This window comes from Geodermatophilus poikilotrophus (assembly GCF_900111455.1).
Classification (GTDB): domain Bacteria; phylum Actinomycetota; class Actinomycetes; order Mycobacteriales; family Geodermatophilaceae; genus Geodermatophilus; species Geodermatophilus poikilotrophus.
Genome location: NZ_FOIE01000007.1, coordinates 60,959 through 81,615 on the forward strand (window position 1 = coordinate 60,959; position 20,657 = coordinate 81,615).

A 20,657-nucleotide genomic window follows, 5' to 3' on the forward strand; every position below is an offset into this window, starting at 1 on the left:
GTCGTCGTCTCCGCCGCGGTCACCGCCCGCGCCGCCACCTCGGAGGCCTCCGCGGCGTTGGACGCGATCTCCCGGATGCTGGCGCCCATCTGCTCGGCACCCGCGGCCACCGTCTGCACGTTGCGGCTGACCTCCTCCGCCGCACCGGCCACCACACCGGACTGCGCACTGGTCTCCTCCGCCGACGCGGAGATCTGCGCCGACGAGGCCGACAACTCCTCCGAGGACGACGCCACCGAGTCGGCCGCCCCGACGACCGTGCCCATCACCGTCCGCAGCTCGGCCACGGCCGTGTCCAGGGACGCAGCAGTGCGACCGATCTCGTCGCGCTGCTGCAGCCCGACGCTGACCGTGAGGTCCCCGCCGGCCAGCCGGTCGGCCGCCACGCGCAGCCGGCCGAGGCCCCGGCTGAACGAGCGGGCCACGGCGAGGCCCAGGCCCAGCGCCAGGAGCACCCCCACCGCACACACGACCACGGTCCGCCAGACCGCGGCCGACACCGTGTCCGCGTAGCTCGCCCCCTCCATCAGGGCGGCGTCGGCCGCCTCGATGCCGGTGTCGAGGGTCTCCTCGTACACCTTGCGCAGGCTGCGCGTCTGGTCGAAGGCCATGGCGACGGCGGCGCCACGGTCGGTGGCGTAGAGGTCGAACTCCGCCTGGAGGCTGGCCGACCACGCGCCGACCTCGGTCTCCAGGCGGTCCACGAAGGCCGTCTCGTCCGCCGTGTCGGCTGCCGACCGCGCGTCGGCGAGGTGGCCCTCGACCTTGCCCAGCCGCTCCTCGATCTCGGTGAGGAACTCGGGGTCGCCGCTGAGGAGGTAGCCCCGCTCGTCGTTCGCCGTGGCCTTCGCCGTCAGCCCGACGTCGTGCAGCGCGTTCACGTACGGCAGCGCGGTGTCCAGCTCGGCATCCCGGGCGTCGCGGAGGTGCTGCAGGTCGCCGAGCGCCAGGCCGCCCACCAGCAGCGCGGTCAGCGAGGCGATCCCGACCGAGGCCAGGACCTTGTGGGCGACCGGTCGATCGGCCAGCCAGCCGCCGCCCGAGCGGGAGGGAGGGGTGCGCATGTCCAGGCTCCTAGGGGAGAGGCCGGGGTCGGATGGGTCTCGGTCGACCGGACCACGACCGGGGGATGTCGGGTGGGCACACCGTCGTGCTCGCGGACATGGTGGCTCCGGAATGGGCCTGCACCATTCCCCGACGCGCGTGTCGGAACGGCTCGGAGCGGAAAGTCCGGTCACCGGACCGCCATTGTCGACAAAACTGCGGAATGGCGCCCCGTCCCTGGGACAGTTCTCCGGGCGGCCTGGACCGGCCGGCCCCCACGATGTCGACGAGCCGTCGGGCAAGCGCTCGCCCCCGTGCCCGTGTCCGGGTGTGGAACGGCGAGGAGCGCACGACCCGGGACGGGTCGTGCGCTCCTCGGTCACCGTCCGGGAGACGGCCGTACGGCTCAGTAGGTGAAGCGGCCCACCGTGGTCCGCAGGTCCGCGGCCATCCGGGAGAGCTCGTCGACCGCGGTACGGGTCTGCGTGAGCGCCTGCGTCGTGGAGTCGGCCGCGGCCGAGACCCCGGTGATGTTGCTGGCGATCTGCCCCGAGCCCTGCGCGGCCTCGGTCACCGACCGGCTCATCTCGTTGGTGGTGGCGGTCTGCTCCTCCACCGCACTGGCGATGGTGGTCTGCCGGTCGGAGATCTGCGCGACGATCGAGGAGATCTCCCCGATCGCGGCGACGGCCGCGTCGGTGTCGCCCTGGATGGCCTGCACCCGCCGGGCGATGTCCTCGGTCGCCTTGGCCGTCTCCTGGGCCAGCTCCTTGACCTCGTTGGCGACCACCGCGAACCCCTTGCCCGCCTCCCCGGCGCGGGCGGCCTCGATGGTGGCGTTGAGCGCCAGCAGGTTGGTCTGCTCGGCGATCGAGGTGATCACCTTGACCACGTTGCCGATCTCGGCCGAGGACTCGCCCAGCCGCGCGACCGTCGCCGTCGTCGTCTCCGCCGCGGTGACCGCCCGGTGCGCGACGTCGGAGGCCTCCGCGGCGTTGGTCGCGATCTCCCGGATGCTGGCGCCCATCTGCTCAGCACCCGCCGCCACCGTCTGCACGTTGCGGCTGACCTCCTCCGCCGCACCGGCCACCACACCGGACTGCGCACTGGTCTCCTCCGCGGAGGCGGAGATCTGCGCCGAAGAGGCACTCAGCTCCTCCGAGCTGGCCGCCACCGCATCCGCCGAGGCCACCACCGTGGACAGCACCGCGCGGAGCTCGGTCTGCATGGCGGCCACGGATGCGGCCATCAGCCCGAGCTCGTCCCGCCGGTCCACGCCGGACTCCACCGTGAGGTCACCCCGGGCGGCGGCGTCGAGGGCGGTCCTGACCTGACGCAGCGGCCGGGTCACGGACCGGGCCGCGAGCACGGCGAGCAGCGCGGCGAGGGCCACCGCCAAGACCCCGACGACGCTGAGCAGGATGGTCGCCCGGGACTGGGCCTGGTCCTGCTGCCCGCGGAGGTCCTCGGCGCGGTCCCGGGCCGACGTCTGGATGCTGTCGGCCAGGTCGAGGACGATCCCGTAGCCCTCGCCGGCCTCGCCGCCGTTGATGCTCTCCATGGTGGCGAGGTAGCTCTCGGGCGTGCCGGCGGAGAGCCACGCGACCACCTGGTCGTCCCAGCGGAAGTAGTTGTCCCAGGCCGGGCGCAACTGGTCGAAGGCCTCCCGTTCGGCCGGGCTCATCGCCGTGGTGTCGACCGAGTCCAGCCAGTCGTACACCCCCTCCTTGGCCTCGAGCATGCCGGAGCGGTTGTAGGCCTCGGGGGCCAGGGCGACGCCGGGGCCGTACGCCGCTACGTCGGCGAGGACGAGGCCCTGCCACCCCGTGACGTCGGCGATCTGGAACCGGGCGGTCTCCGCGTCGGCGAGGACGCTGTCGACGGCACTCAGCTGCAGGGCGAGGTCCCGCTGCTCACCGACCGCGGACAGGCCGGCGCCAGCACTGACGAGCACGAGGGCGCCGATCGCGCCGAACGCGAGCCCGAGCCGGCGTCCGACACGGACGTCGCCGAGGGAGGGGAGGGGCACGGTGGGGTCTCCTGACGTGACGAGCCGGCGGCTCAGTAGGTGAAGCGGGCGACGCTGGTGCGCAGCTCGGCGGCCATCCGGGAGAGCTCGTCGACGGCGCCGCGGGTCTGGGTCAGCGCCTGCGTGGTCGAGTCGGCTGCGGCGGAGACGCCGGTGATGTTGCTGGCGATCTGCCCCGAGCCCTGCGCGGCCTCGTTGACCGAGCGGCTCATCTCGTTGGTGGTCGCGGTCTGCTCCTCCACCGCACTGGCGATGGTGGTCTGCCGGTCGGAGATCTGCGCGACGATCTGCGAGATCTCCCCGATCGCCGTCACGGCAGCGGTGGTGTCGCCCTGGATGGACTGCACCCGCCGGGCGATGTCCTCGGTCGCCTTGGCCGTCTCCTGGGCCAGCTCCTTGACCTCGTTGGCCACCACCGCGAAGCCCTTGCCGGCCTCGCCGGCGCGGGCGGCCTCGATGGTCGCGTTCAGCGCCAGCAGGTTCGTCTGCTCCGCGATGCTCGTGATCACCTTCACCACGTTGCCGATCTCGGCGCTCGAGTCCCCCAGCTTGGCCACCGTCGCGGTGGTGCTGGCCGCGGCGCTCACGGCCTTCTGCGCGACCTCGCTGGCCTGGGCCGCGTTCGACGCGATCTCCCGGATGCTGGCGCCCATCTGCTCGGCGCCCGCCGCCACCGTCTGCACGTTGCGGGACACCTCCTCCGCCGCCCCGGCGACCACACCGGACTGCGCGCTGGTCTCCTCCGCCGAGGCGGAGATCTGCGCCGAGGACGCCGACAACTCCTCCGACGACGCAGCCACCGCATCCGCCGACGCAGCCACCGACGACAGGACCCCGCGCAGGCCCTCCTGCGCCCTGCGCAGCGACGCGGCCATGCGGCCGAGCTCGTCGTCGGCCTCGACGGCTGGCTCGACGGTCAGGTCGCCGTCGGCCATGGCGTCGGCGGCCTGCTGCACAGAACGGACGGACCGGATCATCCGGCGGACCACCACGACGGTGAGGGCGATCGCGAGGAGGGTCGAGACGGCCGCGGTCCCGACCAGCATCCAGATGGCGGAGGTGGCGTCGTCCGCCGCCTGGGCGTTTCGCTCCGCCGCCTCGCTCGACTGGGCGAGGCCCTCCTCCTCCAGGCCGTCGGCGATGTCGGTCAGCAGGGGGCTGGACACCTCGCGGTAGAGCATGGCGTAGCCGGCCAGGTCGCCGGCGTCGGCCGCCGGGAAGAGCTGCGTCGCGTTCGACGCCAGGAACTGCTGGCGGGCATCCAGGTACGTGTCCATCGCGGCCTGGTCGATGACGAACGGCTCGTACTCGGCGAGCGCGGTCTCCACGTCGGCCTGCTTCTCGTCCATCTCGCCGAGGAGCTCCGTCCGGCGGGCCGGGTCGGAGACGGCGTACTCGAGCACGCGGGCCCGGTGCGCGGCGGTGGCGCGCTGGACGGCCGAGAGCGCGTTCAGCGGACGCAGGTTCTCGTCGTAGATCCGCTGCTGGTCCTCGGCCATCTCGGTGATGCGGGAGACCGCGAGGGCATTGGTGCCCACGAGGACCACCACGAGCAGCGCGACGACCGCTCCGATCTTCACGCCGATCGGCCGATCGGCGAACCACCCACCTGGTCGGCCGGACCGGCTGGGACGTGCGGGGAGGGACATGGGTGCTCCAGGTTCGAGGTGGATGTCGCACTGCGCGGGACGGGTGACCGCCGTCGACCCGAACGAACACGAGGATGGGGCGGTCGAGACCTCTCCGCGCGGAATGGCGTGGCGTGTTGCCCGCACCGCACGAGAAATGTCGGCGAGCGCCATTCGGTCGTACCTTTGTCGACACCCCTGGACCCGCAGAATGCGAATGGCGGCATGCGCAGCGCACGGAGTGACGGCCGACCGCGCCGCCTCTGTCTCCTTGCTGCAGTCGCGTGCCGGCGGTGACCGGGCGCAACGGCGAGGAGCGCACGACCCGGGACGGGTCGTGCGCTCCTCGGTCACCGTCCGGAAGACGGCCGTGCGGTTCAGTAGGTGAAGCGGGCGACGCTGGTGCGCAGCTCGGCGGCCATCCGGGAGAGCTCGTCGACCGCGGTGCGGGTCTGGGTCAGCGCCTGGGTGGTGGAGTCCGCGGCACCGGAGACGCCGCTGATGTTCGCCGCGATCTGACCGGCACCCGAAGCCGCCTCGGTCACCGACCGGCTCATCTCGTTCGTCGTCGCGGTCTGCTCCTCCACCGCACTGGCGATGGTGGTCTGCCGGTCGGAGATCTGCGCGACGATCGAGCTGATCTCCGCGATCGCCGCCACCGCCGCCCCGGTGTCACCCTGGATCGACTGCACCCGCCGCGCGATGTCCTCGGTCGCCTTGGCCGTCTCCTGGGCCAGCTCCTTGACCTCGTCGGCCACCACCGCGAACCCCTTGCCGGCCTCCCCGGCGCGGGCGGCCTCGATGGTCGCGTTCAGCGCCAGCAGGTTCGTCTGCTCGGCGATCCAGGTGATCACCTTCACCACGTTGCCGATCTCGGCCGAGGACTCCCCCAGCTTGGCCACCGTCGCCGTCGTCGTCTCCGCCGCGGTCACCGCCCGCGCCGCCACCTCGGAGGCCTCCGCGGCGTTGGACGCGATCTCCCGGATGCTGGCGCCCATCTGCTCAGCACCCGCCGCCACCGTCTGCACGTTGCGGGAGACCTCCTCCGCCGCACCGGCCACCACACCGGACTGCGCCGAGGTCTCCTCCGCCGACGCCGAGATCTGCGCCGAGGACGCCGACAACTCCTCCGAGGACGCCGCCACCGCATCCGCCGACGACGCCACCGAGGTCAGCACCTGCCGCAGGTTCTGCTGCGCCGCACCCAGGGCCGCTGACATCCGGCCCAGCTCGTCCTGACCGCGCACCTCGGCCGTCACGGTCAGGTCACCGGTCGCGAGGGCCTCGACCGAGGCCTGCACCGAGTGCACGGTGCCGACGATCCGCCGGACCACGAAGACGGTCAGCCCACCGGCCACCAGGATGCCGGCCACGAGGGCGGTCCAGAGGGTCAGGGTCGCGGACCGGGCGGTGTCCGTGGCGTTGTCCGTGTCGGCCTGACCAGCAGCCACTCGACGGTCCTGCATGGCCGCGTACTCGTCCATGATGACGTCGGAGGCGTCCTGGAGCGGGCCCGAGATGATCTGCCCGGCGGCGACCAGGTTGCCCGCGTCCGCCGCAGGGACCAGCTGCCCGTCGGCGATGGCGTAGAAGTTGTCGAGGTGGCCGCGGAAGGTCGCGAAGGCCTCGCGGTTGACGGTGACCTCGGCGTAGGCGTCGAGCTGCTCGTCGAGGGTCGACCGGCGCTCGGCCAGCTCGGTGACCAGCTCGACGCGGGTCTGCGGGTCGACCAGGCCGTAGGAGTTGTAGCGCGAGCGGTCGCCCTGCCACGACCGCTGGATGCTGGCCAGGTCGGCGAGGGTCACGACGTTGTCGTTGATCCTCGACGCGCCGGCCTCCAGCGCGCTGATGCGCGAGACGGCGAGGACGGTCATGGCGACCGCCACCACGGCGAGGACGGCGACGGCGGCGCCGATCTTCACCCCGATCGGGCGGTCGGCGAACCAGCCCCCGGAACGTCCGGGAGAGGCCGCGGTGGCGGGGACGGACATGCTGGCTCCTGGGTGCGAGAGGACTCGTGCGAATGGGCGCGCACCCCCTGCCGGCGGATCCCGCAGACGTGGCGCGTGGGGGAATGCTGACGCCTTCCCGGCAGCGCCGCGGCGCAATTCCGGGTGTGTCGCGGACCGTGCACGAGAAATGTCGGTGACCGCATTTCCGGCATCCCCTTGTCGACAGGAGGGGACGAGGAGCCATTCCGGGGGGCCGGAAGTCTGGAAGAGGTGCCCGACCTCAGTCCAGCGCGCCGGCCAGCGTCTCGAGGAGGACGACGACCGCGGCCGGGTCGGGGATGCGGTACCGCGCTGCGGTCTCGCCCTCGCCCACCTTGACGGTGAGGTCGCCGGGGGAGAGGACGCGGAAGGCGTCCTCGTCGGTGCGGTCGTCGCCGAGGTAGACCGTCGCGGCCGCACCGAGGTCACCGCGGAGCCGCAGCAGGGCACTGCCCTTGTCGGCGTCGGTGACGGCGAGCTCGAGCACCTCCTTGCCCGGCTTCTTCGTCAGGAACGGATCTGCGACGGCATCGGCCTGCTCCAGCAGCGTGGCAGCCGCTGCGCGGTCGGTCACCTGGCGCACGTGCACCGCCACGCTGGCGGGCTTGACCTCCAGCCGCGCGCCGGGCACCGCCGCGACGAGCGGGGCCAGCCGTTCGGCGAGCACGTCCCGCCGCCCGGCGAGCTCCGCGGTCAGCGGCCCGCCGTACTCCGCCCCGTGGCTGCCGATCCAGCGGTAGGGCCCCTCGAAGCCGCTGACCGCCCGCAGGTCCGCCACGCCGCGGCCGCTGACCAGTGCCACCACGACGTCGGCGTGGGCGGCGAGCCGCTGCAGCGCCGCGGCGACGCCGGGCAGCGGGACGGCGGCCGACGGGTCGCCCACCAGCGGGGCGAGGACGCCGTCGTAGTCGCTGGCCACCAGCAGCGGCCGGCGTCCGGCCACGGCGGTCAGCGCCTCGGCCAGCTCCGCCGGCAGGGCAGCGGGGGAGGGGAGGGGTGCCGCGGACCCCGTCACGCCTGCGCCTGCAGCGCGTCGAAGAACGAGCTGGCCCAGTGGTCGAGGTCGTTGCGGGCCAGGTGGCGGCGCATGGCGCGCATCCGCCTGGCCGCCTCGGCCGGCTCGATGCGCAGGGCCCGCAGCACCTGGTTCTTGACCCCGGCGATGTCGTGCGGGTTGACCAGGAACGCCTGCTTGAGCTCGGCCGCGGCGCCGGCGAACTCCGAGAGCACCAGGGTGCCGCCGAGGTCGCTGCGGGCCGCGACGTACTCCTTGGCGACCAGGTTCATGCCGTCGCGGTAGGGGGTGACGAGCATGACGTCGGCCGCGCGGTACAGGGCGGCCAGCTCCTCGCGGGGCACCGACTGGTTGATGTAGTGGACGGCAGGCCCGCCGAGGGTGCCGAAGACGCCGTTGATGTGGCCGACCTGCTGCTCGATCGTCTCGCGCATGTGCACGTAGTGCTCGACGCGCTCCCGGCTGGGCGTGGCGACCTGCACCATCACCGTGTCGGGGACCTCGACGACGCCGTCCTCCAGCAGCTCCTGGAAGGCGTTGAGCCGGACCGCGATGCCCTTGGTGTAGTCCAGCCGGTCCACGCCCAGGATGATCTTGCCCGGGTTGCCCAGCTCGGAGCGGATCTCCTCCGCCCGCTTGACGACGTCCGGCCGGCCGGCCAACTCCTCGAAGGCCTTGACGTCGATGGAGATGGGGAAGGCGCGCGCGGTGACCGTGCGGCCCTCGTACTCGATCGTCGAGCCGCGGGCGGGCAGGTCGTGCAGCCGGCGCGCCAGCTGCACGAAGTTGGCCGCCGCGGCCGGCCGCTGGAACCCGACCAGGTCGGCGCCGAGCAGCCCCTCGACCACCGCCGACCGCCAGGGCAGCTGGGTGAACAGCTCGTAGGGCGGGAAGGGGATGTGCAGGAAGAAGCCGATCGTCAGGTCGGGGCGCCGCTGGCGCAGCATCGCCGGCACCAGCTGCAGCTGGTAGTCGTGCACCCAGACGATCGCGCCCTCGGCGGCGACCTCGGCGGTCCGCTCGGCGAAGCGCTTGTTGACCTGGACGTAGGTGTCCCACCACGTCCGGTGGTACTCGGGCTTCTCCACCACGTCGTGGTACAGCGGCCACAGCGAGGCGTTCGACATGCCCTCGTAGTAGCGGTCGACCTCCTCCTCCGAGAGCGGCACGGGGACCAGCGACATCCCGCCGGACTCGAAGGGCTCGGGGGCCTCACCGGCCGAACCGGACCAGCCCACCCACGCGCCGCCCCGCCCGGCCACGAACGGCTCCAGCGCGGTCACCAGGCCGCCGGGACTGCGCTGCCACCGGGTGGTGCCGTCGGGCTCGGTGACCTGGTCGACCGGCAGCCGGTTGGCCACCACGACCACCGGGCTGTCCGCACCTTCGTGTCCTGCCGCTGTCCCAGCCATACCGTCCCCGACCCTACTGATCGCCGCCCCGTCCGGCAGCGCCGAACTCATCCGGAGGCCAGCAGGTACCCCGCCGCCGCCGCGGTCAGACCCAGCACGACGGTCGCTGCGGCGTAGCCGAGCGCCCGGGCGAGGGCCCCCCGCTCGACCAGCCGCAGCACGTCGGTGCCGAAGGTCGAGAAGGTCGTGAGCGTGCCGCAGAACCCGGTGCCCACCAGGGCGACGACCGCCGGGGGAGGGGCGGCTGCCCCCAGCACCACGCCGAGCAGCGCGCTGCCGATGACGTTCACGGCCAGCGTCCCCCGCGCCGGGTCCCGGCCCCCGCGGGCGGCCAGCCGGGTGACCAGCAGCCGCAGCGGGGCGCCGACCAGCGCGCCGGCCACCACCAGCAGCGGCGTCACCGGGTGGGGGCGGCCCGCACCGCCCGGGCCCCCGCGGCCACGGCGAGCACCCCACCGAGGACCGAGACGAGCACGTAGCCGGCGGCCAGGCCCACCGCGCCGGCGCCGGCCAGCTCGACGACCTCGACGGCGAACGCGGAGTACGTCGTGTAGCCGCCGAGCAGGCCGACCGCCAGGAACGGCCGGGCCCAGGGCGGCTCGGGGGAGCGCGCGGTCAGGGCGGCGGTCAGCGCGCCCAGCAGCAGGCACCCGGTCAGGTTGACCAGCAGGGTGGCCCAGGGCCAGCCGCCGGGGGAGTGCGGCAGCGCCGTCGCCACGCCCCAGCGGGCCAGCGCGCCGAGCGCGCCCCCGAGCGCCGCGAGCAGGTAGGCCACTCTTCCTCCTCGTCGTCCGCGGTGACCATGAGGTGCCGGTGGGGGCGCACCCGGCGAGCCGGTGCGCCCCCACCGGAGGTCCATGATCGCCGGGGGTCAGGAGGCCGGCCGCACCGGCTCCTCGACCGAGCCGCGGCGCCGCCAGACCGGCTCCAGCGCCGCCGTCTCCGCCTCCGTCGCCACGCGGAACGGGGGAGCGGCCGGGACCTCCACCGCCCGGCGGGCCTGCCCGCGGGTGGCCCGGAGGCTCAGCCAGATCGAGGTCCCGATGATCGTCGCGATGACCGCCAGGCTGACCGCGGTGGGGATGTAGTAGACGTCGATCTTGAGCAGCATCTTGACGCCGACCCACACGAGCACCAGGGCCAGTCCGGTCTTGAGGTACACGAAGCGGTGGATGAGGTCGGCGAGCAGGAAGTACATCGCCCGCAGCCCGAGGATGGCGAAGGCGTTGGCGGTGAAGACGAGGAACGGCTCGTCGGTGACGGCGAAGATCGCCGGGATCGAGTCGACGGCGAAGACCACGTCGGTGACCTCGACGAGCACCAGCACGGCCAGCAGGGGGGTCGCCAGGAGGACGCCGTTGCGCCGGACGAGGAACCGCTGCCCGTGGTAGGCGTCGGTCATGGGCACGTACCGGCGGAACAGCCGCAGCGCCCGCGACGCCTCCGGGTCCAGGTGCTCGTTGCGCTGGCGGATCATCCGGTGACCGGTCCACAGCAGGAACGCGGCGAACAGGTACAGCACCCAGCCGAAGCTGGCGATGAGCACCGACCCGCCGGCGATGAACAGGCCACGGAGGACCAACGCCCCCAGGACGCCGAAGAACAGCACCCGGTGCTGGTACTCGCGGGGCACCGCGAAGTAGGTGAAGACGATCGCCCAGACGAAGACGTTGTCCACGGCCAGCGACTTCTCGATCAGGTACCCGGCGAAGTACTGCTGGCCGAGTTCAGCGCCGTGCGCCCACCAGACCCAGGCGCCGAACCCGACGCCGACGGCGATCCACAGCGCCGACCACCCCGCGGCCTCCCGCACCCGGATGACGTGGGCGCGGCGGTGGGCGAACAGGTCGACGGCGAGCATGCCGACGATGAGGCCGAGCACGGCCAGCCACAGGGACAGCGAGACGTCCACGGGGGACCTCCTCCGATCGGAACCGACCGGAGGTCTCTCCCAGCCCGTTCCGGGCTCGCTCCGCCGGACCCCTCGAGGTGGGGACGTACTGGCGACGGAGCGCTGCGGGGATACTCCCCTCCGAGAACGAGTGAAGCAGACTTCAGCTGTCCGTGCCAGCCCGCCGAGGAGACCGGTGACCGACGACCCGCGTCCGTCGTGGACGTTCCTCACCAACCACGGCCACGTGCTGCTCGCGGTCGCCGCCGATCCGGACGTGCGCGTCGAGGAGATCGCCGCGCGCGTCGGCATCACGTCCCGCGCCGTCCTGGCCATCCTGCGCGACCTGGAGGAGGCCGGGTACGTCACCCGCAGCCGCCGGGGCCGCCGGACGCACTACGAGGTGCGACCGCACCGGCCGTTCCGGCACCCGAGCACGGCCCATCGCGAGGTCGACGACCTGCTCGCCATCTTCACCCGCTGACGGGGTCGGCCCCGCTGCAGGGTCCCGCCGCGAGCCGGGTGACGCACGGGAACGGCCCCGTCCAGGGCACCGCCCCGAGCCTGCGAGGGGTGGGGAGGACGGGGTCCTTGCATCAGCGCCGGCGGGTCTCGGGGAAGAGCAGGTCGACGAACCGCTCCACGGTCGGCTGCGGCTCGTGGTTGGCCAGCCCGGGTCGCTCGTTGGCCTCGATGAACACGTGGTCGGGCCCCTCGACGTCGGGCACCAGGAAGTCCAGCCCGGTGACCGGGATGCCGATCGCCCGGCTGGCCCGGACGGCGGCCTGGGCGATCGCCGGGTGCAGCCGGGCGGTGACGTCCTCGATGGTGCCGCCGGTGTGCAGGTTCGCCGTCCGCCGGACCCGGATCCGCTCGCCCGCGGGCGGGACGTCGTCCATCGCGTACCCGGACTCGGCGACGACCTCTGCGGTCGCGTCGTCCAGCGGGATGCGCGACTCCCCGCCGGTGGCCCGCTCGCGCCGGCGACTGGTCGACCGGATCAGGTCGGTGACCGGGTTGCGGCCGTCGGCGACGATCTCGGCCGGCCGGCGCACCGCGGCGGCCACCACCTCGTGGTCGATGACGACCACCCGCAGGTCGTCGCCCTCGACGAGCTCCTCGACCAGCACGTCGGGGCAGAACTGGGCGGCCAGCGCGACCGCCCGCTCCAGTGCGTCGGCCGAGGTCACGCCCACGGTGATGCCCTTACCCTGCTCGCCGCGAGCGGGCTTGACCACCACCTCGCCGCACTCGGCGAGCAGCGCCCGGGCCGGCTCCCGGTCGTCCTCGGTGAGCGTCGCACCGCGGGGCACGCGGACGCCGGCCCGCTCCATGATCCGCCGGGTGACGCGCTTGTCGTCGCAGCGGCTCATCGCGACCGCGCTGGTGAACTCCGACAGCGACTCCCGGGTGAGCACCGTGCGCCCGCCCAGCGCCAGCCGCATCTCACCCCACTCGGCGTCGCTGACCTCGACCCGGATCCCGCGCTCGAGCGCCTCCTCGGCGATGATCCGCGCATAGGGGTTGAGCTCCTCCAGCCCCGGCGGGCGGGAGGCGAACAGCGGGGTGTTGATCGGGTTCTTCCGCTTGACGCACAGCGCCGGCACCCGGTGGAAGCCGAGCTTGCGGTACAGCGCGATCGCCCCGGAGTTGTCGTGCATGACCGACAGGTCCAGGTAGGCGCGGCCGCGGCCGACGTAGCGCTCGGCCAGCACCCGCACCAGCGCCTCACCGGTGCCGGGCGGGGCGTCCTGCGCGTCCACCGCCAGGCACCAGAGGCTGGCGCCGCCCTCCGGGTCCCCGAAGGCGAGCACGTGGTCCACCCCGGTGACCGTGCCGACGATCCGCCCCGTGCGCCGGTCCTCCGCGACCAGGTAGGTGAAGGAGCGGGTGCGGTGGTTGGCCCACATGGTGGCGGCGTCCCCGGTGACCATGCCGTTGCGCGCGTAGATGTCGTTGATCTGCCGCATCTCGTCCAGCGCGGTCACCGTGCGCACGAAGACCCCGCGGATCAGCTCGGCACGCGACCGGTAGCGGTGCAGGTCCAGCCGGTAGACGTAGCTGGGGTCGATGAACAGCTCGTCCGGCGCCATCCCGACCATCACGTGCGGGTCGCGCGGGTAGATGCAGATGTCGCGCCGGCCGCTCTCCTCCGAGCGGAGCGCCTTCACGATGCCCTCGAGGCTGGAGAAGGTCTGCCCGAACACCAGCCGGCCCCAGGCCAGGTCCAGGACGACGTCGGACTCCATCCCCTGCCGCTGGTGCTCGGAGATCTGCTGCCAGGGACGGCTGGTGGGGGAGGGGGTCTCGGACACCGGGGTCCGGCGCCGGTGCCCCGCGACGCGGGGCACGCTCAGACCCCGTGGGCCTGCAGCCAGAGCTCGAGCAGGCCCAGCTGCCACAGCTTGTTGCCGCGCAGCGGGGTGAGCCCACCGTTCGGGTCGGCCAGCAGCCGGTCGACGTACTCCGGCCGGAACAGCCCGCGCTCGCGGGCCGCGTCGTTGGACAAGGCGTCGCGGACCAGGTCGAGCACCTTGCCCTCGAGGTGGGTGATCGCCGGGACCGGGAAGTAGCCCTTGGGGCGGTCGATGACCTCCGGCGGGATGATCCGCCGGCCGATGGCCTTGAGCACCCCCTTGCCGCCGTCGGCCAGCTTCAGCTCCGGTGGGCACATCGCGGCCAGCTCGACCAGGTCGTGGTCGAGGAAGGGCACCCGGGCCTCCAGGCCCCAGGCCATGGACATGTTGTCCACCCGCTTGACCGGGTCGTCGACGAGCATGACCTCGCTGTCCAGGCGCAGCGCGGCGTCCACGGCGGTGTCGGCGTGCGGCGCGGACATGTGCCGGCGGACGAACTCCAGGCTGGGGTCGCCGTCCACCGCGTAGCGGTCGGCCACCAGCCGGGCCGTGTCGGCGGCGTCGCGGTCGAAGAACGCCTTCGCGTAGGTCTCCACCGCCCGCTCGCGGTCCACGCCCTGCAGCGGCGGGTACCAGTGGTAGCCGGCGAAGACCTCGTCGGCGCCCTGCCCGGACTGCACCACCCGGATCGACTGGCTGACCCGCTCCGAGAGCAGGTCGAAGGCGACGACGTCGTGGCTGACCATGGGCTCGGCCATCGCGCCGATGGCGTGGCCGAGGGCGGCGGCGAGCTCGTCGGAGGCCACCCGGATGCGGTGGTGGTCGGTGCTGAACCGCTCCGCGATGACGTCGGAGTAGACGAACTCGTCGCCCTCCCGCCCGCCGACGGCCTCGAAGCCGATCGAGTAGGTGGCCAGGCCGGTCTGCCCCTCCTGGGCCAGCAGGCCGACGATCAGGCTGGAGTCCAGCCCGCCGGAGAGCAGCACGCCGACCGGGATGTCGGCGACCAGGCGCCGGCGGACGGCGACCCGCAGCGCCTCCTCGATCGCGTCCTCCCAGTCGCGGGCGGACCAGTTCGCGTGCTCCGGACGGCGCTCGTACCGGGCCTCCCAGTAGCGGTGCTCGCGGGAGGTGCCGTCGGCCTCGACGACCCGCACGGTGGCCGGGGGCAGCTTGCGGACGCCGTTGAGGATCGTCCGCGGCGCGGGGACGACGGCGTGCCAGGTGAGGTAGTGGTGCAGCGCGACCGGGTCGATGGAGGTGTCGACGTCCCCCGCCTGCACCAGGGCCGGCAGCGAGGAGGCGAACCGCAGCCGCCCGGGCGTCTCGGCGAGGTAGAGCGGCTTGATGCCGAGCCGGTCGCGGGCGAGCACCACCCGGCCGGTGTCGCGCTCGGTGATGACGAAGGCGAACATGCCGTGCAGGTGCTCGACGACCGCGGTGCCCCAGTGGTGGTAGCCCTTGAGGATCACCTCGGTGTCGGAGGTGGAGAAGAAGCGGTACCCGTGGCCCTCGAGCTCGGCGCGCAGCTCCTTGTAGTCGTAGATGCAGCCGTTGAAGACCGCGGTCAGGCCGAGCTCGTTGTCGACCATGGGCTGGCTGCCGGCCGGCGACAGGTCGATGACCGACAGCCGGCGGTGCCCGAAGGCCACCCGCCCGTTGCTCCAGGCACCCTGACCGTCCGGCCCGCGGGGGACGAGGCACTCGACCATCCGCGCCACGGCGGTGGTGTCGGCCAGGGAGCCGTCGAACCGGATCTCACCGGAGAGGCCGCACATGCAGCAATCCAACCCCACCGTCGGAGCCGGCGCGAGCGGCCGGGGCAGACGTCACGACGACGCAACACGGTCGCGTTCCACGTGGAACAGCGCGGCGCCCCTCGGCCCGGGCCGTCCGCCGCACGTGGCGCCCCGGGGGTCCGCCGGTCGCGGTCGCCCGCCGGGCGGCGCGGTGCCAGGCTGGGCGCCCGGTCCCGACGAGGGAGGCGCTGTGCAGGCAGTGGTGGTGGAGCGCCGCGGCGGCCCCGAGGTGCTGACGGTCTCCGAGGTGCCCGAGCCCGAGCCCGCCGAGGGTGCGGTGCTGGTCGACGTCGCGGCCGTGGGGGTCAACTTCCGGGACGTCTACGAGCGCGAGGGCCGCCCGCCCTACGGCGGCGCCCTCCCCGCGGTCGTCGGCGCGGAGGGCGCGGGCACCGTCGTCGGCACGGGGGAGCGGGTCGCCTGGCTCGACGTCCCCGGCAGCTACGCGACCCTGGTGGCCGCCCGGCCCGAGAAGCTGGTGCCGGTGCCCGACGGGGTGGGCCTCGACGTGGCCGCTGCCGTGCTGCTGCAGGGCTGCACCGCCCAGTACCTGGCCGCCGACTCGTACCCGGTCGCCGAGGGGGACTGGGTGGTCGTGCACAGCGCGGCCGGGGGCGTCGGCCTGCTGCTGACCCAGCTGGTGCGCGACCGCGGCGGCCACGTCCTGGCCACGACGTCGACGCGGGAGAAGGCGGAGCTCGCGCGGGCGGCCGGCGCCGACGACGTGGTGGTGGGCTACGACGGCTTCGCCGAGCGGGTCCGGGAGCTCTCCGGTGGCGAGGGCGCCGCCGCGGTCTACGACGGCGTCGGGCGGACGACCTTCGCCGCGGGGCTGGCCGCACTGCGACCCACCGGGCGGATGATCGTGTACGGCGCCGCCAGCGGGCAGCCCGACCCGCTGGAGGTCCAGACCCTCGCCGCGCACGGGTCGCTGTACGTCCAGCGGCCGACGCTCGGCACCTACACCCGGACCCCGCAGCTGCTGCGCGAGCGGGCCGGCGCGGTCCTGCACCTGGTCGCCGCCGGCCGGCTCGACGTCCGCATCGGCGGCCGGTACCCGCTGGCCGAGGCGCGGCGGGCGCACGAGGACCTCGAGGGCCGGCGGACCACCGGCAAGCTCCTGCTGCTGCCGCAGGGCTCCTGACGTTTCGGGGGCACGGCCCGCGGTCAGCCGCCGCCGGCGACCAGCGCCGCCATGGCCTCCGCCGTCGCGGCGTCGGCGGGCAGGAACGCCTCGATGCTCAGCTCGGCGAGGGTGACGTCGACGGCGGTGCCGAAGGTCGTGACGGTGCTGAGGAACGCCAGCTCCCGGCCGCCGGCCTCCAGCCGCAGGGGGACGGCGACGGCGTTGCTCGCGCCGAGGCTGCGGCCACCGGGCAGCGCGGCCAGCTCGTGCAGCAGCGCCCGCGTCCGCGGGTCACCGGTGACGGCGTGCTCCCGGGCCAGCCGGCCGAGCACGTGACCGCGCCACTCGGCCAGGTTGCGGATGCGGCCGGCGAGGCCGTCGGGGTGCAGGCTGAGCCGCAGCACGTTGACCGGCGGCTCCAGCAGGTGCGGCGCGACCCCGCGGGTGAGCAGGTCGACGCCCGCGTTGGCGCTGACCAGCTCCCAGTGCCGGTCGACGGCGAGGGCCGGGTGCGGTGCGTGGGCCCGCAGCACCGCGTCGACCGCGGCGCGGACCGGGGCCATCTCCGCGTCGTCGAGGGAGCGGGCGCGGTACTCGGGGGCGTAGCCGGCGCCGAGCAGCAGCTGGTTCCGCTCGCGGAGCGGGACGTCGAGCCGGGTGGCCAGCCGGAGCACCATCTCGCGGCTCGGCTGGGACCGGCCGGTCTCCAGGAAGCTGATGTGCCGCGCGGAGACGTCGCTCTCGACGGCCAGGTCGAGCTGGCTCAGCCGGCGCCGGGTGCGCCACTGGCGCAGCAGCGGCCCGAAGGTCGAGCACGTCGGGGTCGCCGTCACGGACCGGACGCTACGGGCGGCCCGGCCGCCCGGCACCTACCTCGGAGGTAGGGGCCCATGACCTGGGAGGTCATCGACGGACCACCCCGCCCCCGCGCAGCCTCAGGACTGACCGGAGCCACCCCGGCGCCGGTCCGACAGCGAGGAGGACGGACGTGCCCGAGGACACCGTCACCCAGGTCCAGCGGTACATCGCCGCGTGGAACGAGACCGAGCCGCAGGCCCGCCGACGGGCGGTCGCGGCGCTCTTCACCGAGGACGCCCGCTACGTCGACCCGCTGGTCGACGTCCGGGGGCACGAGGGCATCGACGCGACGATCGCCGCGGTGCACGAGCAGTTCCCGGGATGGGTGTTCCGGCTCGCCGGGCCCGTCGACGCCCACCACGACCAGGTGCGCTTCACCTGGGGACTGGGCCCGGAGGGGGAGGAGCCGCCGGTGGTCGGCTCCGACGTGGCCGTCACGGACGGCGACGGCCGCTTCGACCGGGTCTCCGGCTTCCTCGACCGGGTCCCGCAGCAGTGAGCGGGTACGGCTCCTACGCCGTCGCCCACCTCGAGACGGTGACGGTGGGCCCGCCGATCGTGGAGTACCTGACCCGGATCGACGCCACCCTCGAGCCCTTCGGAGGACGGTTCCTGGTGCACGGCGCCCGGGCCGAGGTCGTGGAGGGGCCGTGGCGTGGCGACCTCGTGGTCATCGGCTTCCCGGACCCCGACGGTGCTCGCGCCTGGTACTCCTCGGCGGCCTACCAGGAGATCGTCGGCCTGCGGACCGGGTCCAGCACCGGCTGGGCGGTCCTGGTGGAGGGCGTGCCCGGGCCGCACCGGGCCACCGACGTCCTGGCCGGGCAGCCGTGACCGCGGACGGCCCGGGACGTCGAGCCCGGGCCGTCCGCTCCGATCTCTCCCGAGTGCTGCGGCCCGGGTTCCCGGACGGCCGAGAGGCGTCGCGCAGTCGGCACTTCCGCGGGCGGTGGGGACACCGGCACAGTGCTCGCCTGACGAGGCCGGACCAGGCCAGGACGGCCGGGTGCGGGAACGGACCACGGGGGGACCCATGCCGATCACCTCATGCCACCGCCTGCGGCGCCGGATCGCGGCCGCCGCCTGTGCGGCGGCGACCTCCGCAGCGCTGCTCGCCGTGCCGCTCGGCGGCGTCGCGGCCGCCGCTCCGGCAGCGCCGGTCGTGCCGGGGGCGGTGCAGAGCGGTCAGGGCGAGCCCCCACCGGGTGGGGTGCCGGGCGTGCCGGTGCCGTCGGTCGCCTGGACCGACCTGGGCGACGGTTTCCAGCAGGCAGACATCGACGTCCCGTACGACTACGCCGACCCGCAGGGCCGCACGTTCAGCCTGCACGCGGTGCGCCTGCCCGCGGCCGACCCGGTGAACCGGATCGGCACCCTGTTCGTCAACTTCGGCGGCCCGGGCGGGCCGGCGGCGGCGACCGTGCGCGAGGTGGGCCGGCTCCTGTTCCCACCGGAGGTGCTCGCGCGCTACGACCTGGTGGGCGTCGACCCGCGCGGGACCGGCGGGAGCGAGCCGGTGCAGTGCACGGGGAGCACCGCCGAGCAGGCCGCCCTGCCCTACGCCACGCTGGCCGACTTCCCCACCGACCGGGTCCAGGAGGAGCAGGCGATCGCGCAGGTGCGCGCGTTCGCGGAGGAGTGCCGGGCCCGCAACGGAGACCTGCTCGACCACGTCGGCACCCTGCAGTTCGCCCGCGACCTCGACGTCCTGCGCGCCGCGCTGGGCGACTCGCGGATCAACCTGTTCGGCCTGTCCTACGGCACCTTCCTGGGCCAGGTGGTCGCCAACACGTTCCCCACGCGCACTGGGGCCCTGGTCCTCGACAGCGTGGTGGACCCCGCCTGGGCCAGCGGTCCTCCCGACACCATCAGCTGGATCCGCGAGGGCGGTGCGGCGGGCAGCGCCGAGACCCTGGACCGGTTCCTCGAGCTGTGCGCGCAGGCGGGACCGCCCCGGTGCGTGTTCGCCGCGGACGGGGACCCCGAGCAGAAGTACGCCGAGCTCGCCGGCCGGCTGCGGACCGCTCCGCTGCTGGTCCCGGTGCCCGGCCAGCCGGCGCAGCCGCTGACCTACTCGACGTTGGTCACGGTGACCGTGAGCCTGCTCTACGACGGGGCCGCGTGGCCGCTCCTCGGCCAGCTGCTGCAGGCGGCGTACAGCGGTGACGGCGCCGCCGTGGCCGCCGTCGTGGAGGGCCTGCCGCAGCCCCCGACACCCGAGGGCTACGCCAACTACCCCGACGCGAACGCCGCCATCACCTGCGGCGACACCGACAACCCGCGCGACCCGTACCGCTACGGCGAGGTCGGGCGCGCACTGGGCGCCACGACCGCGCCCTACGTCGGCTCCCGATGGGCGTACCTCGGGCTCGTCTGCGCGTCGTGGACCGGTCGCTCGACCGAACGCCACACCGGCCCCTGGGACAGCTGGACCCGCAACCCGGTGCTCGTCATCGGCAACCGGTACGACCCTGCCACGCCCTACCGCAACGCGGTGGCAGTGCACAACCTGCTGCCGAACAGCACCCTGCTGACCGTCGACGGTGTCGGGCACGGCGCGCTCCCCGCGAGCAGCTGCGCGGCCTCGCTGGCCACGCAGTACCTGCTCACCGGGGCCACCCCGCCGGCGGGGACGGTGTGCACCCAGGACCGCGCGGCGTTCGACCCGGTCCCGACGCCCGCCCTCAGCGGCGGCGTCCGGACGGGCGCGGCCACCGGGTAGGCCGCCGGCCCGCGGCTCGGGTCACGACCAGGGGACGCCGATCCGCCGTCCGGCCAGCTCGTGCACCTCGACCTCGACGTCGAACACCTTGCGCAGCAGCTCCGGCGTCATCAGCTCCGGCGTCGGGCCCTCGGCGACCAGCTGGCCCTCCCGCATCGCGACGATCCGGTCGGAGTAGCAGGAGGCGACGTTGACGTCGTGGACGACGAGGACGACGGTGCGGCCCAGCTCGTCGGCCATGCCGCGCAGCATCCGCATCATCTGGACGGCGTGCCGCATGTCGAGGTTGTTCAGCGGCTCGTCGAGCAGCACGTGGTCGGTGCCCTGGCACATCACCATCGCGACGTAGGCGCGCTGCCGCTGCCCGCCGGAGAGCTGGTCGAGGTGCCGGTCGGCCAGCGGGCCCAGCTCGAACCAGGCCAGCGCCTCGTCGACCAGGCGGTGGTCCTCCGCGGTCAGCCGGCCACCGGAGTGCGGGAAGCGACCGAAGGCCACCAGCTCGCGGACGGTCAGCCGCACCGACATCGCGTTCTCCTGGCGCAGCACCGCCAGCCGCCGGGCCAGCACCGGCCCCGGCGTCGTCGCGACGTCCATCCCGTCGACGCGCACCCGGCCGCCGTCGGCGGGCAGCAGCCGGGAGGCCACCGACAGCAGCGTGGACTTGCCCGCACCGTTGGCGCCGATCAGCGAGGTGATCCCGCCGGTCGGGATGGTCAGCGAGACGTCGTCCAGCACGCGGACGCCGCCGTAGGACTTGGAGACGGACTCGATCTCGATCACTGGCT

18 protein-coding genes are annotated in these 20,657 nt (G+C 73.9%); 5 read left to right on the forward strand and 13 right to left on the reverse strand.

The window, feature by feature from the left end; translation table 11 throughout:
• The 9 genes from BMW27_RS24115 to BMW27_RS16265 form a co-directional block, all read right to left on the reverse strand.
• Positions 1–1,064: HAMP domain-containing protein (locus BMW27_RS24115; RefSeq protein ID WP_245743638.1), on the reverse strand; the 1,064-nt coding region annotated here is incomplete at its 3' end.
• 386 nt (positions 1,065–1,450) lie between these two features.
• Positions 1,451–3,073 carry a methyl-accepting chemotaxis protein gene (locus BMW27_RS16230; RefSeq protein ID WP_091445913.1) on the reverse strand — a complete coding sequence of 541 codons (1,623 nt, stop codon included), beginning with the start codon at positions 3,071–3,073 and terminating at the stop codon, positions 1,451–1,453.
• A 32-nt stretch (positions 3,074–3,105) separates the two neighbouring features.
• Positions 3,106–4,722 (reverse strand): methyl-accepting chemotaxis protein, encoded by a 1,617-nt coding sequence (locus tag BMW27_RS16235; protein WP_091445915.1) that lies wholly within the window; start codon positions 4,720–4,722, stop codon positions 3,106–3,108.
• A gap of 356 nt (positions 4,723–5,078) precedes the next feature.
• Positions 5,079–6,692, reverse strand: coding sequence for a methyl-accepting chemotaxis protein (locus BMW27_RS16240; protein ID WP_091445917.1), 1,614 nt, complete (start codon positions 6,690–6,692; stop codon positions 5,079–5,081).
• A gap of 241 nt (positions 6,693–6,933) precedes the next feature.
• Positions 6,934–7,707: a trehalose-phosphatase gene (otsB, locus tag BMW27_RS16245; RefSeq protein ID WP_217638186.1), complete on the reverse strand. Its 774-nt coding sequence runs from the start codon at positions 7,705–7,707 to the stop codon at positions 6,934–6,936.
• Entirely contained in the window at positions 7,704–9,077 is a 1,374-nt protein-coding gene (locus BMW27_RS16250) for an alpha,alpha-trehalose-phosphate synthase (UDP-forming) (protein WP_281244771.1), read from the reverse strand. The genes otsB and BMW27_RS16250 overlap by 4 nt, the downstream gene beginning before the upstream one ends.
• An 89-nt stretch (positions 9,078–9,166) precedes the next feature.
• Positions 9,167–9,520, reverse strand: coding sequence for a fluoride efflux transporter FluC (locus BMW27_RS16255; protein ID WP_091445921.1), 354 nt, complete (start codon positions 9,518–9,520; stop codon positions 9,167–9,169).
• On the reverse strand, positions 9,517–9,894 hold the full coding sequence (crcB, locus tag BMW27_RS16260) for a fluoride efflux transporter CrcB (RefSeq protein ID WP_091445922.1): 378 nt from the start codon (positions 9,892–9,894) through the stop codon (positions 9,517–9,519). Before crcB ends, BMW27_RS16255 begins: the two co-directional genes overlap by 4 nt.
• 96 nt (positions 9,895–9,990) lie before the next feature.
• The gene (locus BMW27_RS16265) at positions 9,991–11,031 is read right to left on the reverse strand and encodes a TerC family protein (protein WP_091445924.1); all 1,041 of its coding nucleotides are present in this window, start codon (positions 11,029–11,031) and stop codon (positions 9,991–9,993) included.
• A gap of 175 nt (positions 11,032–11,206) precedes the next feature.
• Between BMW27_RS16265 and BMW27_RS23740 the strand changes: the two genes are divergently transcribed.
• Positions 11,207–11,494 carry a helix-turn-helix transcriptional regulator gene (locus BMW27_RS23740; protein WP_012950967.1) on the forward strand — a complete coding sequence of 96 codons (288 nt, stop codon included), beginning with the start codon at positions 11,207–11,209 and terminating at the stop codon, positions 11,492–11,494.
• 112 nt (positions 11,495–11,606) lie between these two features.
• Here the strand turns inward: BMW27_RS23740 and ngg are convergent, their stop codons facing one another.
• Complete coding sequence (gene ngg / locus BMW27_RS16275; RefSeq protein ID WP_245743640.1) at positions 11,607–13,325, reverse strand: N-acetylglutaminylglutamine synthetase; 1,719 nt, start codon at positions 13,323–13,325, stop codon at positions 11,607–11,609.
• Between the two features lie 38 nt (positions 13,326–13,363).
• Positions 13,364–15,145, reverse strand: coding sequence for an N-acetylglutaminylglutamine amidotransferase (locus BMW27_RS16280; RefSeq protein WP_091445928.1), 1,782 nt, complete (start codon positions 15,143–15,145; stop codon positions 13,364–13,366).
• A gap of 211 nt (positions 15,146–15,356) precedes the next feature.
• On the opposite strand from BMW27_RS16280, the gene BMW27_RS16285 reads away from it, so the two are divergent.
• Positions 15,357–16,310: a quinone oxidoreductase family protein gene (locus BMW27_RS16285; protein WP_091445929.1), complete on the forward strand. Its 954-nt coding sequence runs from the start codon at positions 15,357–15,359 to the stop codon at positions 16,308–16,310.
• A gap of 23 nt (positions 16,311–16,333) precedes the next feature.
• On the opposite strand, the gene BMW27_RS16290 is transcribed toward BMW27_RS16285, so the two are convergent.
• Complete coding sequence (locus BMW27_RS16290) at positions 16,334–17,125, reverse strand: helix-turn-helix domain-containing protein (RefSeq protein ID WP_175486539.1); 792 nt, start codon at positions 17,123–17,125, stop codon at positions 16,334–16,336.
• Between the two features lie 155 nt (positions 17,126–17,280).
• Here BMW27_RS16290 and BMW27_RS16295 point away from each other — a divergent pair, with 155 nt between their 5' ends.
• The 3 genes from BMW27_RS16295 to BMW27_RS16305 all read left to right on the forward strand — a co-directional run bounded on the left by BMW27_RS16295 (position 17,281) and on the right by BMW27_RS16305 (position 19,872).
• Positions 17,281–17,649 (forward strand): nuclear transport factor 2 family protein, encoded by a 369-nt coding sequence (locus tag BMW27_RS16295; RefSeq protein WP_091445934.1) that lies wholly within the window; start codon positions 17,281–17,283, stop codon positions 17,647–17,649.
• Complete coding sequence (locus BMW27_RS16300; protein ID WP_091445936.1) at positions 17,646–17,984, forward strand: DUF1330 domain-containing protein; 339 nt, start codon at positions 17,646–17,648, stop codon at positions 17,982–17,984. Before BMW27_RS16295 ends, BMW27_RS16300 begins: the two co-directional genes overlap by 4 nt.
• A gap of 199 nt (positions 17,985–18,183) precedes the next feature.
• Entirely contained in the window at positions 18,184–19,872 is a 1,689-nt protein-coding gene (locus BMW27_RS16305) for an alpha/beta hydrolase (RefSeq protein ID WP_091445938.1), read from the forward strand.
• Positions 19,873–19,893: 21 nt separating this feature from the next.
• Here the strand turns inward: BMW27_RS16305 and BMW27_RS16310 are convergent, their stop codons facing one another.
• Positions 19,894–20,652, reverse strand: a complete 759-nt coding sequence (locus tag BMW27_RS16310) for an iron ABC transporter ATP-binding protein (RefSeq protein ID WP_091445940.1) — start codon at positions 20,650–20,652, stop codon at positions 19,894–19,896.
• Between the last annotated feature and the right edge of the window lie 5 nt (positions 20,653–20,657).

Bases quoted from the DNA above. Each gene is read 5' to 3' on its own strand.
- BMW27_RS16305 (WP_091445938.1), top strand. From the start codon at position 18,184: ATGCCGATCACCTCATGCCACCGCCTGCGGCGCCGGATCGCGGCCGCC.
- BMW27_RS16280 (WP_091445928.1), bottom strand. From the start codon at position 15,145: ATGTGCGGCCTCTCCGGTGAGATCCGGTTCGACGGCTCCCTGGCCGAC.
- BMW27_RS16235 (WP_091445915.1), bottom strand. From the start codon at position 4,722: ATGTCCCTCCCCGCACGTCCCAGCCGGTCCGGCCGACCAGGTGGGTGG.
- BMW27_RS16240 (WP_091445917.1), bottom strand. From the start codon at position 6,692: ATGTCCGTCCCCGCCACCGCGGCCTCTCCCGGACGTTCCGGGGGCTGG.